General features: G+C 69.0%; 15 protein-coding genes. 8 read left to right on the top strand and 7 right to left on the bottom strand.

All coding sequences use genetic code 11. The annotated features are described in order from the left end of the window. Positions 1–10: 10 nt before the first annotated feature. Positions 11–1180 carry a citrate synthase/methylcitrate synthase gene (locus tag BKA25_RS14010; protein WP_069849233.1) on the bottom strand — a complete coding sequence of 390 codons (1170 nt, stop codon included), beginning with the start codon at positions 1178–1180 and terminating at the stop codon, positions 11–13. Positions 1181–1266: 86 nt separating this feature from the next. Here BKA25_RS14010 and BKA25_RS14005 point away from each other — a divergent pair, with 86 nt between their 5' ends. After that, on the top strand, positions 1267–2466 hold the full coding sequence (locus tag BKA25_RS14005; protein WP_084642974.1) for a citrate/2-methylcitrate synthase: 1200 nt from the start codon (positions 1267–1269) through the stop codon (positions 2464–2466). A 44-nt stretch (positions 2467–2510) separates the two neighbouring features. Here BKA25_RS14005 and BKA25_RS14000 read toward each other — a convergent pair whose 3' ends face one another. Together BKA25_RS14000 and def are read right to left on the bottom strand one after the other, a co-directional pair. Next, entirely contained in the window at positions 2511–3170 is a 660-nt protein-coding gene (locus tag BKA25_RS14000; RefSeq protein WP_069849238.1) for an endonuclease V, read from the bottom strand. Between the two features lie 98 nt (positions 3171–3268). Continuing rightward, positions 3269–3928: a peptide deformylase gene (def, locus tag BKA25_RS13995; protein WP_069849239.1), complete on the bottom strand. Its 660-nt coding sequence runs from the start codon at positions 3926–3928 to the stop codon at positions 3269–3271. 106 nt (positions 3929–4034) lie between these two features. Between def and BKA25_RS13990 the strand changes: the two genes are divergently transcribed. The 4 genes from BKA25_RS13990 (at position 4035) to BKA25_RS13975 (ending at position 9335) form a co-directional block, all read left to right on the top strand. Beyond that, positions 4035–4709, top strand: coding sequence for a helix-turn-helix domain-containing protein (locus BKA25_RS13990; protein WP_236750789.1), 675 nt, complete (start codon positions 4035–4037; stop codon positions 4707–4709). Between the two features lie 156 nt (positions 4710–4865). Beyond that, positions 4866–6419: an MFS transporter gene (locus tag BKA25_RS13985; protein ID WP_069849242.1), complete on the top strand. Its 1554-nt coding sequence runs from the start codon at positions 4866–4868 to the stop codon at positions 6417–6419. A 184-nt stretch (positions 6420–6603) separates the two neighbouring features. Then, positions 6604–8514 carry an ABC transporter ATP-binding protein gene (locus BKA25_RS13980; protein ID WP_069849244.1) on the top strand — a complete coding sequence of 637 codons (1911 nt, stop codon included), beginning with the start codon at positions 6604–6606 and terminating at the stop codon, positions 8512–8514. 212 nt (positions 8515–8726) lie between these two features. Then, positions 8727–9335, top strand: coding sequence for an AAA family ATPase (locus BKA25_RS13975; RefSeq protein WP_069849246.1), 609 nt, complete (start codon positions 8727–8729; stop codon positions 9333–9335). Positions 9336–9342: 7 nt separating this feature from the next. Here the strand turns inward: BKA25_RS13975 and BKA25_RS13970 are convergent, their stop codons facing one another. After that, the gene (locus BKA25_RS13970) at positions 9343–9498 is read right to left on the bottom strand and encodes a hypothetical protein (protein ID WP_157421060.1); all 156 of its coding nucleotides are present in this window, start codon (positions 9496–9498) and stop codon (positions 9343–9345) included. Positions 9499–9628: 130 nt separating this feature from the next. Between BKA25_RS13970 and BKA25_RS13965 the strand changes: the two genes are divergently transcribed. Further along, a complete protein-coding gene (locus tag BKA25_RS13965) occupies positions 9629–11833 on the top strand; it encodes a hypothetical protein (protein ID WP_084642975.1) in 2205 nt (734 codons plus the stop codon). A 63-nt stretch (positions 11834–11896) separates the two neighbouring features. Next, the gene (locus BKA25_RS13960; RefSeq protein WP_069849248.1) at positions 11897–13201 is read left to right on the top strand and encodes an ABC transporter substrate-binding protein; all 1305 of its coding nucleotides are present in this window, start codon (positions 11897–11899) and stop codon (positions 13199–13201) included. A 16-nt stretch (positions 13202–13217) separates the two neighbouring features. Here BKA25_RS13960 and BKA25_RS13955 read toward each other — a convergent pair whose 3' ends face one another. Beyond that, the gene (locus tag BKA25_RS13955; protein WP_069849251.1) at positions 13218–13832 is read right to left on the bottom strand and encodes a glycoside hydrolase family 25 protein; all 615 of its coding nucleotides are present in this window, start codon (positions 13830–13832) and stop codon (positions 13218–13220) included. Positions 13833–14563: 731 nt separating this feature from the next. Here BKA25_RS13955 and BKA25_RS13950 point away from each other — a divergent pair. Then, complete coding sequence (locus BKA25_RS13950) at positions 14564–16006, top strand: MFS transporter (protein WP_236750791.1); 1443 nt, start codon at positions 14564–14566, stop codon at positions 16004–16006. Between the two features lie 76 nt (positions 16007–16082). On the opposite strand, the gene BKA25_RS13945 is transcribed toward BKA25_RS13950, so the two are convergent. Together BKA25_RS13945 and otnK are read right to left on the bottom strand one after the other, a co-directional pair. Further along, positions 16083–16745, bottom strand: a complete 663-nt coding sequence (locus BKA25_RS13945) for a class II aldolase/adducin family protein (protein WP_069849252.1) — start codon at positions 16743–16745, stop codon at positions 16083–16085. Next, complete coding sequence (gene otnK, locus BKA25_RS13940) at positions 16742–18019, bottom strand: 3-oxo-tetronate kinase (protein WP_069849254.1); 1278 nt, start codon at positions 18017–18019, stop codon at positions 16742–16744. Before otnK ends, BKA25_RS13945 begins: the two co-directional genes overlap by 4 nt. Positions 18020–18297 lie beyond the last annotated feature (278 nt).

The following is an 18297-nucleotide window of genomic DNA, read 5'->3' as shown; positions in this document are numbered from 1 at the left end:
GCGGCGCGGTTCAAACAGGGAGTCGACGAACGGGTACCGGTGCAGGTGCGGGCGGGCCGACATAGCGCGCCGAAGGACGGATCAGCCGTCCGCCCGCCGCCTGTTCCAGGATGTTGGCGGTCCAACCGACGACGCGGCTGGTGGCGAAGGTGGGGGTGAACATCCTGCGGGGGATGCCGCAGAGCTCCATCACCACTCCGGCGTAGAACTCCACATTGGCGTGCAGCTCGCGGCCCGGTTTCAACTCCGCGAGGATCTCGACGACCCTGCGCTCCACGGTGGTGGCGAACTCGACGAGGTCGCCGCCCAGCTCCTCGGCGATCGTTCGAAGTAGAACGGCCCTCGGGTCCGCTGTGCGATAGACGGGATGGCCGAACCCCATGATGCGACCGCCGGACTCCACCTGGGCCCGGACCCAGGGGTCGATGCGGTCGGGAGCGCCGATCTCATCGAGGGAGTCCAACGCCCGGTCCGGGGCCCCACCGTGCAACGGGCCACTGAAGGAACCGATCGCCGCGGTGACCGCCGACGCGACATCGGCTCCGGTGGAGGCGACGACTCTGGCGGTGAAGGTGGAGGCGTTGAAACCGTGGTCGATGGTGGCGATGAGATAGCTCTCCACCGCGCGGGCGTGGGCCGGGGCGGACTCGGAGCCGGTGATCATCCACAGCCAGTTGGCCGCACAGGACAGGTCCGCGCGAGGCTCGACCGGCTCCAACCCGGCGCGGAGCCGGTGCAGAGCCGCGAGGATCGTCGGGGTCGCGGCACAGATGAGCAGCGCGTCAGCTCGGCGTTGCGTGGGCTCGCTGTCCCACAACGGAAGCAGATCACGGGCTGTGCCCAACACCGACAACGCCGTCCGTAGCCCGGACATCGGGTCGAACTTCGCCCCCGCAGCGGCGATCGTGGGGAGCAGATTCGTCAGCTCCTCGGGCAGGGCACGCAGCGTCGTCAACTCCGCCACGAAATCCGCGAGCTCTGCGGAGTCGGGCAGCCGTCCTTCGATCAACAGGAACCAGACCTCTTCGAACGATCTCGTCCGGGCCAGGTCGATCGCCGAGTACTGCCGATAGTGGTAGAAGCCCTGGGAACCCCGTACATCGCCGACCTCGGTCGTCGTGACGATGACGTTGCGCAAGCCTGCTGGAACCTCTATCGGTCCGTCCACTGTGGTCTCCATGAGTCCTCCTTATGGTGCCGTCACTGTCGACGTGACAGTGTTGTATTGTCAATATTGATACAGTCAATATGAACCGGAGGACGGTCATGACTGCCGACGGCGACACTCGGTACCTGACGACCGGCGAGGTGGCTCACCGGCTGGATGTGAAGGAAGCGACCGTCTACGCCTACGTCAGCAGAGGGCTGCTGCGCAGTGTTCGAACCAGAGGCAGTCGCGGCAGCGTGTTCCGGCAGGACGAGGTCGAGGGCCTGGCCGAGCGTCGGCGCGACGGCAGACAATCATCGGGTTCCATCGAGCGCATCCGAACGGAACTGACCTTGATCACCGACGACGAGTTGTACTACCGGGGCTATCGGGCGGTGGACCTGGCCACCACGACCACCGTGGAGTCGGTGGCCCACCTGCTCTGGACCGGTGAACTCGGTGACCGGCCGCCGTTCCCGGCCCCGTCCGATCTAGTGGAATCCGCCGTCGGCGCCATCGCCGTGCTACCGAGGACCGCCCGCCTCACCGACCGGCTACGGGTCGCAGTCGTCGCGCTGGGCGCCCTGGATCCGTTGCGATTCGCGTTGAGTCCGGAGTCGGTGGTGCGTGCGGGGGAGACGCTGCTCGGCGTGTTGGCCGCCGCTCATGCCCCGCATGCGCCGCAGGGCGATACCGTCGCCCTGCGGGTCTGGCCGGTGTTGACGTCCCGGCCGGTGCGGCCCCGGCTGCTCACCGCCGTACTGATCCTGCTGGCCGATCACGACCTCGCGGTCTCCACCGTGGCCGCCAGGGTCGCGGCGAACACCCGGGCGAACCCCTACGCCGTGGTCTCGGCCGGGCTCGGTGCGCTGGACGGGCCTCGGCACGGCGCTGCCAGCAGCCTCGCCTACCGCTTCCTCGGGGAGGCCCTGTCCGATCCGGTCGGGGCCCTGTCCGATCGACTGCGCACCTCCGGAACGGTGCCGGGTTTCGGGCACCGGGTCTACCAGCGACGCGATCCGCGCGCCGATCTGTTGCTGGACCTGTTGCGCGAGTCGGGCGAGGCCGAGGAGCCCCTGCGTGCCATCGACGAGGTGGCCGAGCGCCTGCAGAGTCAGGACGAGTCGGCGTTCCCGAACATCGACCTGGCGCTGGCCGCGATGATGCACGCCTACGACATGCGTCCCGATGCGGGCGAGGCGGTGTTCGCCGTGGCCAGGGTGGCTGGCTGGCTGGCCCATGCGATCGAGGAGTACCGGGAGCCGACGATGCGATTCCGTCCGGTCGGGGTGTACACGGGTCCGCGCCCGGGTCGCTGACGACACCCGGGCAACCCGGGTACGGACTTGGGAACCCGCACGCCTCAGTTGATCCGGCCCAGATGGTCGGCGGTGCGGGTGGTCTCGGGAAGTCGGTATCGGGGAGCCAAGCGCAGCACCAACGCGCAGGCCGCGTCGAGGTCGTAGCGATGGCCGACGGACACGAAGACCGGTTTAACGCCGGCCTGGGTGCGTAGCGCGCGGCCGACCACGTCGTTGTCCAAGGCCAACGGTGTCCACGCGCCACGCACGTCCTCGGGCGCATCGAACGGCCCCATGGGGGTCTTGCCGACGCCGATGCTCGGCAGCTCGGTGAGCACGCCCAGGTGACAGGCCAGTCCGAAGCGCCGAGGATGGGCCAGGCCTTGACCGTCGCACAGCAGGACGTCGGGCAGCACCGTCAACCGTTCCAGCGCCCGCAGCAACGCGGGCGCCTCGCGGAACGCGAAGAGCCCGGGCACATAGGGGAAGGTCGTGGTGGACCGCAACACGACGCTGTCGAGCACGGCCAGCGTCGCGATGTCGAGCACCGTCACCACCGCGACCAGGGCATCGCCGTCGCGATAGGCCACGTCGAGCCCCGCCGCCGTGCGGGGTGTCGCGGTGGGTGTCTCCACTCGGACCAGCGGTCGCAGTCGCTGTTGGATGGCGACCGCCTCCGACTCCGTCGACGGCCACGAATGGAGATCACGGATCTTGAGCACGTCGCCAATGCTAGGTCGCCGACGAGGCAAGTCCGCCGCCCAGGATTCCGGCCTGGCTGCGGCGGCTGCCGCACCTCGGCGAATGTGTGCCGAACCCGTCAGCTCTTCAGCGCCGCCGCCCGGGCGGCGCGCGCGGCGAAGACCTCGTCGCGACGCTCGTTCATCTCGCGCAACGCGGTCTTGCGGTCTCGTGCGGAGAGTCGGTCGATGTAGAGGCTGCCGTTGAGATGGTCGGTCTCGTGCTGCAGGCAGCGCGCGAAGAATTCGCGGCCCTCCAGCACCAGTGGCTCGCCGTGCATATCCTGACCCCGGGCGATGGCGTGATCCGGTCGGGCCACCGTCAGATAGGGGCCGGGTACCGACAGGCAGCCTTCGGTCCCGTCCTCCAACCTGCGCTGCGCGGCGGGGATCTCGTCCAGCACAGGGTTGATGATATGACCGACGTGGCGAACACCGTCGCCATCGGGGATGTCGTAGACGAAGACCCGCAGGTCGACGCCGATCTGGTTGGCTGCCAACCCCACGCCCTCCGCGACGTACATCGTCGCGAACATGTCGTCGATCAGGGCCGCGAGCTCCGGCGTGCCGAAATCCACCACGTCCCGGCAGGGCCGGTGCAGGACCTCCTCGCCGACCACCGTCACGCGCCGCACCGAGCCCCGTTCGGCCTCGGGCGCGCGACGGGGGAAGACTCCGTCGACCGGCTTGCCCTGTACCCGCACCCGGCGATCGATGGAGCCTGGACTGTCCGAACTCATGGGGCGTGACACCTCTCTGCGCAACCGGCCGCGGAAGCGCAGCAGTTCGCTCCGGCGTGCCGAGGAAAGTTGACCGAGTGCTTTGCAAAGTAGCAGACTTTGCAAAGTGAGCAGCGACGGTAGTCAGGAATCCCCGATGGCGGCGCGGACTCCCCACGGACCCGGCGCCGGGCTGCCCGAGCACGCGGTGCGTACCGAGCTGTTGAGTCTGCTGGCGACGATGCCGACGCTCACCGCGACCGAGGCCGCGCGGGCGTTGGGCCGCAGCTCGGGACTGTGTTCGTTCCACCTGCGACGACTGGCGCAACACGGACTCATCGAGGAGTCGCCGCATACCGGCGGTCGCGTCCGTCCGTGGCGGCTGCGTGCGGGCGTCGAGCACGGCGACGACTCGACCGGCGCGTCGAACGCGGGATTCGGGGAACTCGCGCGCGATCTCGAGGACGAGAGCCACCAACACTGGCTGGCCCACCGGGCGGCGGTACCCGCGCGGTGGCGGCGGGACGAGGCGTTCAGCGCGGTGGTCCACCTGACCCCCGAGGAACTGACTGCGTTGGGTGCGCAGGTCCGGGAGCTGCTCGCTCGATTCCGGGGGCGGGACACGAATGTCCGGGCCCGGCCTGCGGGTACGGCCCCGGTGGCGGCGGTCCTACGGTTGTTCCCGCTGATCACCGATGTCGAGCCGTCCGCATCGGCACCCGAGGTCGACGCGGAAGAGGCCGATCAGCCCGGTTCCTCCGATCCAAGCCGAGCCCACGGCGGCGCGCGTCGCAGGCCGTGATCCCTCGGCGGGACCACTTCAGGGTGCCCCGCCGTCGGCAGCGCCGCATGACGACGAACCCGTGGCGGACCCTTGACCTCAATATTGGTTTGGGTTCTACGGTCGGTTCCGGCAGCCAGTCAGGCGTGCCGATGAGCCGGAGGGAACCGAGATCAGATGACACAGTCGAACCCACCCCGACGGGCAGGCAGACGGGAGTGGCTGGGACTCGTCGTGCTCACACTGCCGACCCTGCTACTGGCCATGGACATGACAGTGCTGCATCTGGCGGTGCCCGCGCTGAGCGCCGACCTGGCACCCAGCGGTACCCAACTGCTGTGGATCGTCGACATCTACGGATTCCTGATCGCCGGATTCCTGGTGACCATGGGCGCCATCGGCGATCGGATAGGCCGTAGGCGCCTGTTGCTCTGGGGCGCGGTGGCCTTCGGGGCCGGTTCGGTACTGGCCGCCTTCTCCGACAGCGCCGAGATGCTCATCGCCACCCGCGCCCTGCTCGGCATCGCGGGAGCGACCCTGATGCCCTCGACCCTGTCATTGATTCGTGCCATGTTCGAGGACTCGCAACAGCGGCGGGTCGCCATCGGCGCGTGGATGGCGTGCTTCACCGTCGGCGCGGCCGTCGGCCCGCTGGCGGGCGGGCTGCTGCTGGAGCGGTTCTGGTGGGGCTCGGTCTTCCTGCTCGGCGTTCCGGTGATGCTGGTCCTCCTGGTGTCCGGGCCCCTCGTACTGCCGGAGCAACGCGATCCGACGGCAGGAAGGCTCGACCTGTTCAGCGCAGTACTGTCGCTGGCGGCGGTGCTGCTGATGGTCGCGGGACTGAAGAGTCTGGCCGCCGACGGCGCGCAGTGGCCGCAGGGAATCACGCTTCTGGTCGGACTCGCCCTAGGCGTGCTGTTCGTCCGACGTCAATACACCCTGACCCACCCGCTGCTGGACCCGACGCTCTTCCGCTCCTCGGCGTTCAGCGTGTCGCTGGCCGCCCAGACCCTCGCGATCTTCGCGATGGCGGGCCTGCAGTTCTTCGCCGCGCAGTACCTCCAGCTCATTCTCGGCCTCACGCCGCTGCAGGCCGGGCTGTGGATGGTGCCGTCGATGGCCGCAGCGACGGCGGGCACGCTGCTGGTGCCGCTGATCATGCGCCGCACCGCCCGAGTCGCTCCGGTGATGACCGCAGGACTGGCCCTGGCCGCCGTCGGAGGTCTGATCGTCTCGATGGTCGGCGACTCGCCCGACTCGGGTGTGTGGACGCTCGTCCTCGGGTTCGTGCTGATCTCCCTCGGTCTGGGGCCCACGATGACCCTGGCCACCGACCAGATCATGGGCGCGGTCCCCGCACACCGGGGCGGCGCGGCCGCCGCGATCTCCGAGACCGGCGGCGAACTCGGCACGGCGCTGGGAATCGCCCTGCTGGGCAGCCTCGGTGGCGCGATCTATCGGATCGGCGTCGGCGACACGCTGGCGGGGCTGTCTACGGCCGACGCGGCGCGGGACAGCCTCAGCGGCGCCGTACTCACGGCGCAGCGACTCCCCGCCGCCGAAGCGGAACCGATGCTCGCCGCCGCGAGAACCGCGTTCGTCGACGGAATGCAGGTCACCGCGCTGGCGAGCACCGCGATGGTCCTGGGTATCGCCGTCCTGGTGGCGATGATCCTGCGCCCCGGGCCGAAGCACACCGAGCCGGACGCCCAGACCGCGCCCGTGTCCTGACCCGAACGCCCGCGCTCCACCGCAGCGAAGGCACCGGCACCGCACCCCCGCGACGGCGGCGCTGTCGGCGGCATGGGTGATTCTGGAGAACCCACCACAGCTTTCGAAGCGACCACCGAGGAGCCGTCTCGGTCGCACCACACGGTCGACCGACTCGTCCCGAACCGACCAGGAGAGAAACCCCATGAGTATCGAGTCCACCGCGTGGCACTCGCTCTACAACGTCACCAGCGCCAACCGGGACCGCAGGCCGTTCTCCGCCGCGACCCTGCGACGGATCGGCCGGTTCGCGGCTAGACACCGACCCAGACTCGTGCAGTTCTTACTGCTCAGCATCGTGACCGCGGTACTCACCGTGGCGACACCCGTGCTCGCGGGCCGGGTGGTCGATGCGATCATCGCCGCCGAGCCCGTGGACGTGGTCGTCGGACTGGCGGTGTTGATCGCGGGCATCGCCATCGCCGAGGCCGGACTCCGGCTGGCGGTGCGCTGGCTGTCCGCAGGCATCGGCGAGGGATTGATCCTCGATCTGCGGACCAGCGTCTTCGACCACGTCCAGCGGATGCCGATCGCCTTCTTCACCCGCACCCGGACGGGCGCACTGGTCAGCCGATTGAACAACGACGTCATCGGTGCGCAGCGCGCCTTCAGCGACACCCTCTCCGGAGTCGTGGGCAACCTCGTCACCCTGGTGCTGACCTTGGTGTTGATGATCGGTATCTCCTGGCAGATCACCCTGCTCTCCCTGGTCCTGCTCCCCGTGTTCGTGGTGCCCGCCCGTCGGATGGGCGCCCGGCTCGCGCGGCTGCAACGGGAGGCCGCCGCTCACAACTCGACCATGAGCACCCAGATGACGGAACGGTTCTCCGCACCGGGCGCGACCCTGGTCAAGCTCTTCGGCAAGCCCGCGGACGAATCGCGGGAGTTCGCCGAGCGGGCCGCGCGGGTGCGCGACATCGGAGTGCGCCGCGCGATGCTGCAATCGGTGTTCGTCACCGCGCTCACCCTCGTCTCGGCGCTCGCCCTGGCCCTGGTCTACGGGCTCGGCGGCTACTTCGCCCTGCGCGGCGGGCTCGACGCGGGTGCCGTCGTGACCCTCGCAATGCTGCTGACCCGGCTCTACGCGCCGCTGACCGCGTTGGCGGGCGCCCGGGTCGAGGTGATGAGCGCGCTGGTCAGCTTCGAGCGCGTCTTCGAGATCCTCGACCTCAAGCCGTTGATCGAGGAGAAGCCCGAGGCCCGCACCGTGCCCACCGGCGGGGTCTCCGTGGAGTTCGACCGGGTGAGCTTCGGCTACCCCTCGGCGGACAAGGTGTCGTTGGCCTCGCTGGAGGAGGTGGCCACCCTCGACTCCCGAGGCGGGGTACAGGTGTTGCACGACGTCTCGTTCCGGGTCGAGCCCGGACAACTGGTGGCCCTGGTCGGATCCTCCGGTGCAGGCAAGTCCACCATCGCCTCGCTGCTGCCCCGGCTGTACGACGTCGACGAGGGAGCCGTCCGGCTCGGCGACGTCGACGTCCGAGACCTCACCGCCGACTCGATCCAACAGACCCTGGGGTTGGTGACCCAGGACGGCCATCTCTTCCACGAGTCGATCCGCGCGAACCTGCTCCTAGCCCGCCCGCAGGCCGAGGAGTCGGAGTTGTGGGAGGTACTGCGGCGTGCCCGGCTGGACGACCTCATCGCCGGCCTGCCCGACGGCCTCGACACCATCGTCGGCGAACGCGGCTACCGGCTCTCCGGTGGCGAACGGCAGCGACTGACCATCGCTCGGCTGCTGTTGGCGCGGCCGAGAGTGGTGATCCTCGACGAGGCGACCGCCCACCTGGACTCCACCTCCGAGGCAGCCGTGCAGGCCGCACTGGGGGAGGCGTTGACGGGCCGGACCTCGGTGGTCATCGCGCACCGGCTCTCCACGGTCCGCGCCGCCGATCTCATCCTGGTCATCGAGGACGGCCGGGTGGTGGAACGCGGTACGCACACCGAACTGCTCGCCGCGAACGGACGCTACGAGCAGCTGTACCGGACCCAGTTCGACGAGTCCGAGGAGGTTGAGCCCGCACTGCGTGTAATCGAGGAACCCGTCAGCGGCTGAGGCGACTCTCGACGACGAACCGGCAGGCACCTGTGGTAGTCGAGGCGATCCTCGGCTACCACGAGGCGGACAAAAAGAGCAGCGTAGCCGGGGCGCGGATGGCTACCATCGTCCACTTCGGCCGCGCGGGACGACCGCATCGCACGTTCCTCCTGCCGCCGATCCGACCGATCCACACCCGTGCACCACCGCATCGAGAGCGAGCAACGACTATGACGACCGAACGTGCCGACGCAGGCGCCACCACGCCGAACTCCCTGGAGCAGGGCACGCCGGCCGTCATCCTGATCACCGGAATCCAGGCGGCGGGTAAGTCGACCGTGGCCCAGCTGTTGGCCGAGCGGCTCCCGCGCGCCGTCCACGTGCGAGGAGACCTGTTCCGGAAGATGGTCGTCACGGGCCGCCAGGAGATGAGCGCGGACCCCGACCCGGAGGCCGTGGCGCAACTGCGGCTGCGGCATCGCCTGACGGCCTCGGTGGCCGACGAGTACGTGCAGGCCGGGTTCACCGCCGTGGTGCAGGACATCGTCATCGGGGACGAACTTCCCCGCACCCTCGCCCAGATCCGTGCGCGGCCGTTGTTCGTCGTCGTGCTCGCGCCGAGCATCGACTCGATCGAGACCCGGGAGGCGGGCCGAGGCAAGACCGCCTATGGACAGCACTGGGGACCGGCCGACCTCGACCGGCTCTTCCGTGCCGAGACCCCGAGGATCGGCCTGTGGCTGGACACCTCGGGGCAGACCGCACAGGAGACGGTGACGGAGATCCTGGCACGGGTGTGGACCGAGGCCGCCGTCGACCCGGCTCCGCACACCTCCTAGATCGCGCTCACACGCGTCCCGGCGTCGTGCCCACCGGCCGCGCCGGGACGCCCGTGACCAGCGGCGGCCTCGGGATCGACCACCACTGAGCCTCGGCGGCCGCGCGCTGCGCTCGCCGAGGGGAACCCGCCTGCCGCCGCAGCGGGCGAAAGATGTGTTCCACGCCACTCTCGTCCGCATCTGGCCAGGGTGGTGGTCGTCGCGTCGCCGAGTTCCTACTGTCCGAATCACGGCCCGCACTCGCTGTGCAGGTCTTTTGTGGACCGGCGATGTTTCACCGAGGGAGATCACCGATGATCAACCGAAGGTCGATTCTGCACGGCATGGGCGGAACGCTCGCGGCACCACTGGCTGCCCGGGTGCTGGCCGCCGAGGAGGCACAACGGGACGGAGAGGCGGACACGACATCGTCTGCGGGCGGCGACGACTCCGCTTTCGAGGATCGCATCGACCGGCACGCCCTGGTCTCCCGACACGACGTCCACCGGACGACGAACGATCTCGAACTCCCGCTCCAGGTCGGCAATGGGCGCTTCGCCTTCGGGGCCGACATCACCGGACTCCAGACCTTCGCCCCCTTCGCCACCATGTCCGACTGGGGCTGGCACTCCGACGCATTACCGCCGGGCAAACAGATCGAGGACTACCGGGGCACCATCTGGGACACCTACGGTCGGCCGGTCTACTACTGGACCGGCGATGCCGACCAGCCGGAGATGCACCACTGGCTTCGGGAGAACCCGCATCGGATCAACCTCGGTCGGATCGGCCTCACCTTGACCAGGTCCGATGGGACCCAGGCCGTGGAATCGGATTTGACCGAGACCCGACAGCACCTCGAGCTGTGGACCGGCAGGCTGCACAGCCGCTTCGTGTTCGACGGTCATGCCGTCGAGGTCGAGACCACCTGCGATCCCGAGACCGACACCGTCGCCGTGCGAGTGACCTCCCCGCTGGTGCAGCAGGGGCGGCTGGCCCTGTACATCGACCTGCCCTATGCCACGGCGGCGGGACAGGACAAGTTCTCCGCGCCCTATGTCGGGTTCTGGGACCGGCAGGCCGACCATGCCAGCGAAGTGACACGCCGGGGCGGTCGTCGCGCGACGCTCACCCACCGCCTGGATGACACGACCTACCAGGTGGGTCTGGCGTGGCGGGGCCCGAGCCGGATCGAGCGGGACACCGAGCGCGCACACCGATACCACCTGGTGGGCGGCCGGGCGGACACGGTGGCCGCGAGCTTCCTGTTCGCCCCCGGTGACCACCCTGCGGCGACGGCGCCCTCGGTCGACTCGGTGGAACGCGCCAGCGCGCACTGGTGGCCCCGATTCTGGAGATCCGGTGGCGCGGTCGACCTCTCCGGCTCGGCCGATCCGCGCTGGCGGGAGCTCGAGCGCCGGATCGTGCTCAGCCAGTACCACCTCGCGGTCAACGAGGCAGGCAACGAACCGCCCCAGGAGTCCGGTCTGGTCAACAACGGGTGGTACGGGAAGTTCCATCTGGAGATGTACTGGTGGCACGCCGCGCACTACGCGTTGTGGAACCGCTGGTCGTTGCTGGATCGCAGCACCGATATCTATCGGCGGCTGCTCCCCTCTGCCCGAGATCGTGCCGCCGAACAGGGATTCACCGGGGCCCGATGGCCGAAGATGACCACCGCGCAGGGCCGGGAGTCGCCCAATATCCCGACCGCGCTGCTGTTGTGGCAGCAGCCGCACGCCTTGTTCCTGGCGGAACTGGATTACCGCGCGCACCCCGAACGGGAGACGCTGGTGCGGTGGCAGGAGGTCCTCTTCGCCACCGCGGACTTCATGGCGTCCTTCGCGCACCGCGCGCCCGACGGCCGCTACGTGCTGGGACCGCCGGTGATGACGGCCAACGAGCGCAACGACTCGGCGACCACGTCGAACCCGGCCTTCGAACTGTCCTACTGGCGGTTCGGGCTACGTGTCGCGCAACAGTGGCGGGAACGCCTCGGCCTCGAACGGGATCCGCACTGGGACGAGGTGCTGACCCACCTGGCACCGCTGCCCGTGCAGGACGGCGTGTACGTGCTCTACGAAGGCGTCGAGAACATGTGGACGGAGCACAACACGAACCATCCCGATCCCATCGCGCCGTACGGGATGCTCCCCGGGGACGGCGTCGATGTCGAGACCATGCGCGCCACCGCTGCGCAGGTGTACCGAACCTGGCCCGTCGACGACCTCTACAGCTGGGACTTCCCGCTGCTGGCGATGAACGCCGCGCGGCTGGGCGATCCCGCACGCGCGGTGGACTACCTGCTGCACGAGCGGTTCGGGTTCACCGAATCCGGCCTGCCCGCGAGCGGTAAATCAGGGGTGCCCTCGCCGTACTTCCCCGGCGCGGGCGGACTGCTGTACGCCGTCGCGATGCTGTGCGCGGGCTGGACCGACGGCCCGGACGACGTTGCCCCCGGCTTTCCCACGGACGGCGGTTGGACGGTGCGGTTCGAGGGTCTCGCTCCGGCGTTGTGACCGGATTTCGCAGGCCAGGAAGCCGGCCGTCGCGCCGGGCGAGCAGAGGACGGGAGTTCCGCCATGGGTGTGCAACGACGCTCGCCGGTGCGCCGGGTGACCGCTGCGGCGGCGCTGGCTCTCGCGGCCGCCGTGACCGCGGCGTGCGGGGGAGCGGGCGCGGGGCCCGAGGATCGGGTCGAGCTGCGGTACACCTGGTGGGGTAGTGATGATCGTGCGGAGATCACCGAGGAGGCTGTTGCGTTGTTCGAGCAGCGGCATCCGAATATCACGGTGAACACGTCGTATGCGGCGTTCTCGGGGTATTTCGAGCGGTTGGCCACGGAGGTGGCCGGGGGTAACGCTCCTGATGTGATCCAGATGGATTATGCGTATCTGCGGGAGTACGGGGATCGGGGGGTGTTGGCGGATTTGCACGAGTTCGATGAGGACGTGTTGCGGACCGCGGATATCACCCCGTTGCTGGCGTCCTCGGGTGAGATCGAGGGCAGCATGTTCGCGTTGCCGATGGCGCAGAACACCCATGCGTGGGCGTACAACGAGCAGGCGTGGGCCGAGACCGGGGTGGAGTTACCGGCCGAGGGCTGGACCTGGGACGAGTTGTTGCAGCGCAGTCAGGAGCTGACCGAGGCCTCGGGTGGTGAGACGTTCGGGACCACGGACTTCGGGTGGTCCTGGGAGACGTTCCAGGTGCGGTTGCGTCAGCAGGACAAGGACCTCTACACCGAGGACAACCAACTCGGCTTCGACCGCGACGACCTGACCGCCTACCTCGAACTCCTCGACGAATTCCGCAGCACCGAGGCATCGACCCCGGCCAACATCACCTCCGAGATCGATGGCGCGGTGGAGAACTCCCCACTGGCCCAGGGCACGGCCTTCGCCGACTTCACCTGGGACAGCACCGCGGTCAGCTTCTTCTCGGTGTTGCCCGACGGCATCAATCTGGCGCCGATGCCTCGGATCGAGGGCAGTGACCGGGTCGGGCAGTTCGCCAAGCCCGGCATGCTGATCAGCATCGCAGCCAACAGCGAGCACCCGGAGGAATCGGCCGCCCTGGTCGACTTCCTGCTCAACGACGTCGAGGCCGGACAGATCCTGGGCACCTCCCGAGGCATGCCCGTCAACACCGAGGTCCGCGAGGCCGTCGGCGCCGAACTCCAAGGCCCCGACCAACTCGTCTACGAATACGAGGAGGCCCTGGCCGACCAACTCGAAGAACCCCCGTCCGCCCCACCACCGGGCAACAGCGCACTCAAACGCGAGTGGCAACGCCTCAACTCGGTGGTCGGCTTCGGACAACTGTCCATCGACGACGCGGTGGACCAGTTCCTAGAACGCGCCGAACAGGAACTCGCGGGCGGATAGCGTGCCAGGCACGGCGTCAGCCGAGGGTCAGATCGCCGACTCCGAAGCCATCGAGGGTGACATTGCGGTCCACACCACCGGGGATACCCGCCACACTGCCCCGGTCGGTGTGCTGATGCAGCGCCAGCCGGGAGTGGGACCAGCCGGGATTGCCGGGATCGCCGTTGAATCGGGCCACCCAGCAGAACACCTCGTCGTCGGCCCAGCCGTCGGGCTTGAGCACGTGCTGATACCAGTCGAGGTTGCTGTAGACGGCGATGCGGCCGACCCCTGCGGCCTTGCGGAACCGGTTGACGAAGTCACCGACGAACGCGTCGGCGCCGTCCCGGAGTTCGGCGGCCTCGACATCGAGCATCGGTACGAAGGATCCGTCGGTCAGTAAGTCGTTCTCGGTCAGCAGCCGGGTGAAGTGATCGACCTGCGCGGCGACGTCGCCTGGGCGGGCGAAATGGTAGCCGCCCACCGCGATCCCGGCGTCGCGCGCGGCCGGGATCTTCTGCGCGGCCTGGGCGTCGACGTGATCGACGCCCTCGGTGACCTTATGCGAACAGAAGACGATGTCGTCGCCGTGCACGGCCTGCCAATCGTCGACCGCGTTCCAATGCGAGATGTCGATTCCGTGATCGGCCATGTCAGCACCTCGAATTCCTAGTGGGGTTATTGTGACGAGCACGGAATGGTTCTCCGGAAGAACTCGACGACCGGTGCGTGACCACGAGCAGTACGCTTCAGTCATCACCGGTATGCGTGGTCCGGAGAATCGACCGAGTCGACCCGTCACTGATAGCAACAGTCTGATAACGAGCGGCGGATGTCAATGCCTTAGGCGGTGTATGACCCGACGAGGGGACCCCGATCGGTGGGCCCTCGTAGCAGTGTGAAATCGCCGAACACCCGAATCCATCAGTCGATCGCGATGCCCGACCGGGCCTGATCGGGACGGCTCGCCAGTGCGGGATGGTCGCACGATCAGGGCGGGGTTATTCGGCGGGGCCAGCGCCGCCGAGTGGGATTCAACGCGTCGGATCACCGCATTGTGCACTGCTGGCGATGTCTCTTCATATCGCGGAATTCCGGAATGGCTGGCGCACTCGTCGATGGAAACCCTCGAATTCGTGGGTACAACCGGATGGGCGCGGCGGGCCGAGCAGCGCCCGGCTTGCCCGAGACAGTCCGGGTTGACCTGCGACGCGGCCGGCATCGCTGCCCGCCTGCCTCCGGCGACCACCGGTACCCGCGATATCGCGGGTTCTGCATATGACAGCGGATAAACACTTATGACACCGTTGTGCTCACGTGAATAGTCGGGGCGTCGCCAGGCGGCTGTCTCGGGCTCGGAAGCGAATGGAAACGAGAATGGTCGTGAGCATCGGTGCAACGCGCGCTACCTCCCAGCGGACTCCGCCGCCCGAGGCCGCCGAGGTGCAGGCGCGACCGCTGCGGGCGGACGGGCCCATCGAGCAGGCCGAGCAACCTGCGGTCGACGCGCTGAACGATCGGCCGACCTCGACATCGGGTGCGGCAGCGGACTCACCTGCTGCGACGGCTCCGAAGCCCTCCCCGGAGGAGTCCGCCCGACCCGCAGGGGTGCCGAGCGATCTGCGGATGGCCCGAGTGCTGTGGCCACTGCTGGTGGCCTCGGCCGTCAGCCTGCTGCCCTTCACGGTGTTCAGCACCTTCCTGGTGGCCATCGCGGCCTACGCCGACACCAGTGTGGCGGAGATGGGCGGACTCCGAGGTCTCGGCGGGCTGGCCTCGCTGGTCGTCGGGGCCGTGTTGGCGCCGCTGATCGACCGGATGCCCAGGGATCTCGCCGCAGCGGGCGGCCTGGTGCTGTTGGGAGCCGCCGCCGCGCTGGGCGCGATCGGTCACTATGCGGCGCTGGTCGCATTCTGTTTCCTCATCGGCGCCGCCACCTCGGTGGTGAGCCCCGCACTGGCCACGGCGGCCGCCGACCGCTTCGACTCCCCGGCCGCAGCCGGGCGCGCCGCCACCCTGGTGACGGCGACGCAGTCGTTGACCGCCATGCTCGCGGCGCCGCTGGTGGTGGCGCCGGGGTTGATCTGGGGCTGGCAGGGCAATCTGCTGGCCGTCGCGGTCATCGCGGTCGTGCTGGCGGCGTTGCTGGTGTTGAGATCGAACCGGCTGCGCCACGCCACTGCTGCCTCGGCCGCGCCGCGCCTCGGTTATTTCGCGTCGTTCCGGGCGTTGGCCGCCGTTCGGACCGCGGTGCCGTTGCTGCTGATCGCCGCACTGCGTACCGCGGCCTTCATGGGATATCTGGCCTATCTGGCGCCGTTCTACGACGAGCGATTCGACCTGGCGCCGGGACCGTTCGCCTTCGTGTGGACTCTCAGCGGTGCGACCTTCTTCGTCGGCAACCTGCTGACCGGTCGCTTCGCCAACCGGATCGATCGGGCACTGCTCACCGAGCGAGTGCTGCTGCTCGGACTGCTGGTCGCGACGCTGTCGATGGCGGGCTTCTATCTGAGCCGCTCGCTGCCTGCGGCGTTGATCTGCACCGCTGCGCTGGGCGTGGCCCACGCGGTGATCGCCGCCTGCGTGGTCAGCCTGCTCGTCCGCAGATGCCCGGAGAACCAACGCGGGGCCGCGCTCACCGTGAACGCCGCCGGGATGAGCCTCGGCGTCTTCATCGGTGCGGCCCTCGGCGGTGCGGGCCTGTCCCTGGCCGGCTACCCCGGGGTCGGCGCGGTGCTCGGTGGGTTGACGCTGATCGCGTTGGTGCTGGGAATGGCGGTGCATGCGGGCGCGAAGTCGGCCGCGCCCGGCCAACCGACCGGGTGACGAGTGCGACCGCCGCGTCGGCCTGCGGGCCGAAGCCCGGGGCCGGTGCAGGGCCCGAGCTTCGGCCAGTCCGTCCTCAGCCTGCGGCGGCGGTGGTCCACGGACTGCGATAGCGCTCGGTCAGCTCTCGGATCTCGGACTCGTCCAGCATGCGAGGGGTCCGCGAGCCCAAGGCGAGCAGCAGTCTTGCCGTCTCCTCGATCTCGATCGCCAGGGCCACCGCCCGATCCATCGTGGGACCGCCGACCACGGGGCCGTGGTTCTGCAACAACACGGCGCGGAACGGGAAGTCCAGTTCCTCGATGCCCATCGCCTGATCCTGATCGCCGGGAGCGGCGTACGGGATCAAGGGCAACTGCCCCACGTTCATCACGAAGTAGGGCGTGACCGGCGGCATCGCGCTGTGCTCCGACCACGCGGGCAGACAGGAGTAGGCGGCGGCGTGGGTCGAGTGCAGGTGCACCACCGCGTCGACCTCGGGGTCGCGGCGATACAACGCCTGGTGCAGCGGGAACTCCTTGGACGCCTTCGGCCCGTCGAGGTGTGCCCGGGGGGCTGGTCGGCCTAGGTCGAGTACCGACAGCGAATCGGCGGACAACTCGCCGAGGGACACCCCGGTCGGAGTCATCAGGATCCGGTCGCCGTCGCGGACGCTGAGATTGCCGGAGGTGCCGGGGCTCAGGCCGAGTGCATCGAGGCGTCGGCCTGCCTCGACGAGGGTCTGACGGAGATCGGTCACGCGAGTCGCTCCCAGCTCGAAGTGAAGATGTCCTCATCGCCGAAGTTTCCGGACTTCAGCGCGAGATTGACGACGTCGCCGTCGCCGGTGGTGCCTGCGGCCCAGGAGACGCCGGGGGACAGCGGTGCGCCGATCCGCAGTCGGGTGACGTCCAACGCGGTGAGCACCGTGCCCGAGGTCTCGCCGCCCGCGACGACCAGCTGGCGCATTCCGTGCTCGAAGAAGGCGGCCGCGCACTGCCCGAGGGCGCGTTCGATCAGGGCCGAGGCCGGTTCGCCGCCGTCGGGCCGGGGCGGTTCGATGTCGGCGAGGGAGTCGACCGCATAGACCAGCACCGGGCGTTGTGGGTCCTCGGCCCAGCGGGCTCGGGCCCACTCGACGATGGAGTCGACCTCGGCGGTCGTGTCGGCGCGCAGGGCGGCCAGATCGAGTTTGCGCCAGGGCAGTAGTTCCCTGCCCGCCGCGACCTGGGCCCGGCTCGCGGCGGAGGCACTGCCCGCGAGGACGGCACGATGTCCGTCGACCACGGGGATCGACTCGGCTTGACGCGCGGCCAGCGCGGAGGAGGCCGGCTGGGGGAGTCCCAATGCCAGCCCGGAGCCGCCGGTGATCAACGGGAGATCGCGGGTCGCCTCGGCGATGGTGCGCAGGTCGTCCTCGTCGACCGCGTCGAGGACCACCAGCGGCCGACCGGCGGCGAACTCCGATTCCAGTGCCTCGCGCACCGCCTCGGCGCCACGTCGCACGATGGGGTGCGCCAGTTCTCCGACGGCATGGCGGGTCTGCGGCTCCAGCAGTCGCCGGACGCGGGAGTCGGTCATCGGCGTCAACGGGTGATGGCGCATCGAGCTGTCCTCGAGCAGCTCGGTTCCGACGAACAGTCGACCCTGGTAGACGGTTCGCCCGGTGTCGGGGAACGCGGGCACGACCACGGTGCCCGGTGCGTCGAGGTCGGCCAGCAGGGCGTCGATGATGGGACCGATGTTGCCCTGCGGCGTGGAGTCGAAGGTCGAGCAGTACTTGTCGTAGATCCGCTCGCACCCCAGGTCGCGCAGGGTGCGCAGGGCGGCTCGGGCGGTGGTCACCGCCTCTTCGACCTCGGTGGTGCGGATCTTCACCGCGATGACGACGGCGTCGAGATCGGCGGCCTCGGGCAGGTCCGCGGGAGAGGGGACGCCCAGCGTCACCACCGTGCGCATGCCTCGGGCGACGAGATTGGTGGCCAGGTCGGTCGCACCGGTGAAGTCGTCGGCAATGGCGCCCAACAGGGGCATGCGACCTCCTTGGTCGGGGAGTCGGATCGGGCGCCGGTACGGCGGGCGGGATCAGCGGTCGCCCGGCGGCGCGGATACCGGTGACCGTGGGCAATGACGATCTCTCGTCCCGACGGAGAACCCGCCAGCCTGCTCATTCGGTGTCGAGAGCCCATCGAATGACCACCGGCTGTGAAGAAATGATACATATGTTGACTTCAATGTGAATCCGGGGCTAGTTTGCGTGCGTTGTTGCGTCGTGGCAGCAAGTCTGGGCACTCGGGTCACGACGACCGAGC

The organism is Actinoalloteichus hymeniacidonis, assembly GCF_014203365.1.
Taxonomy (GTDB): domain Bacteria; phylum Actinomycetota; class Actinomycetes; order Mycobacteriales; family Pseudonocardiaceae; genus Actinoalloteichus_A; species Actinoalloteichus_A hymeniacidonis.
Note: the sequence above shows the minus strand (reverse complement) of the source record. Positions and strands in the feature narration are given on the sequence as shown.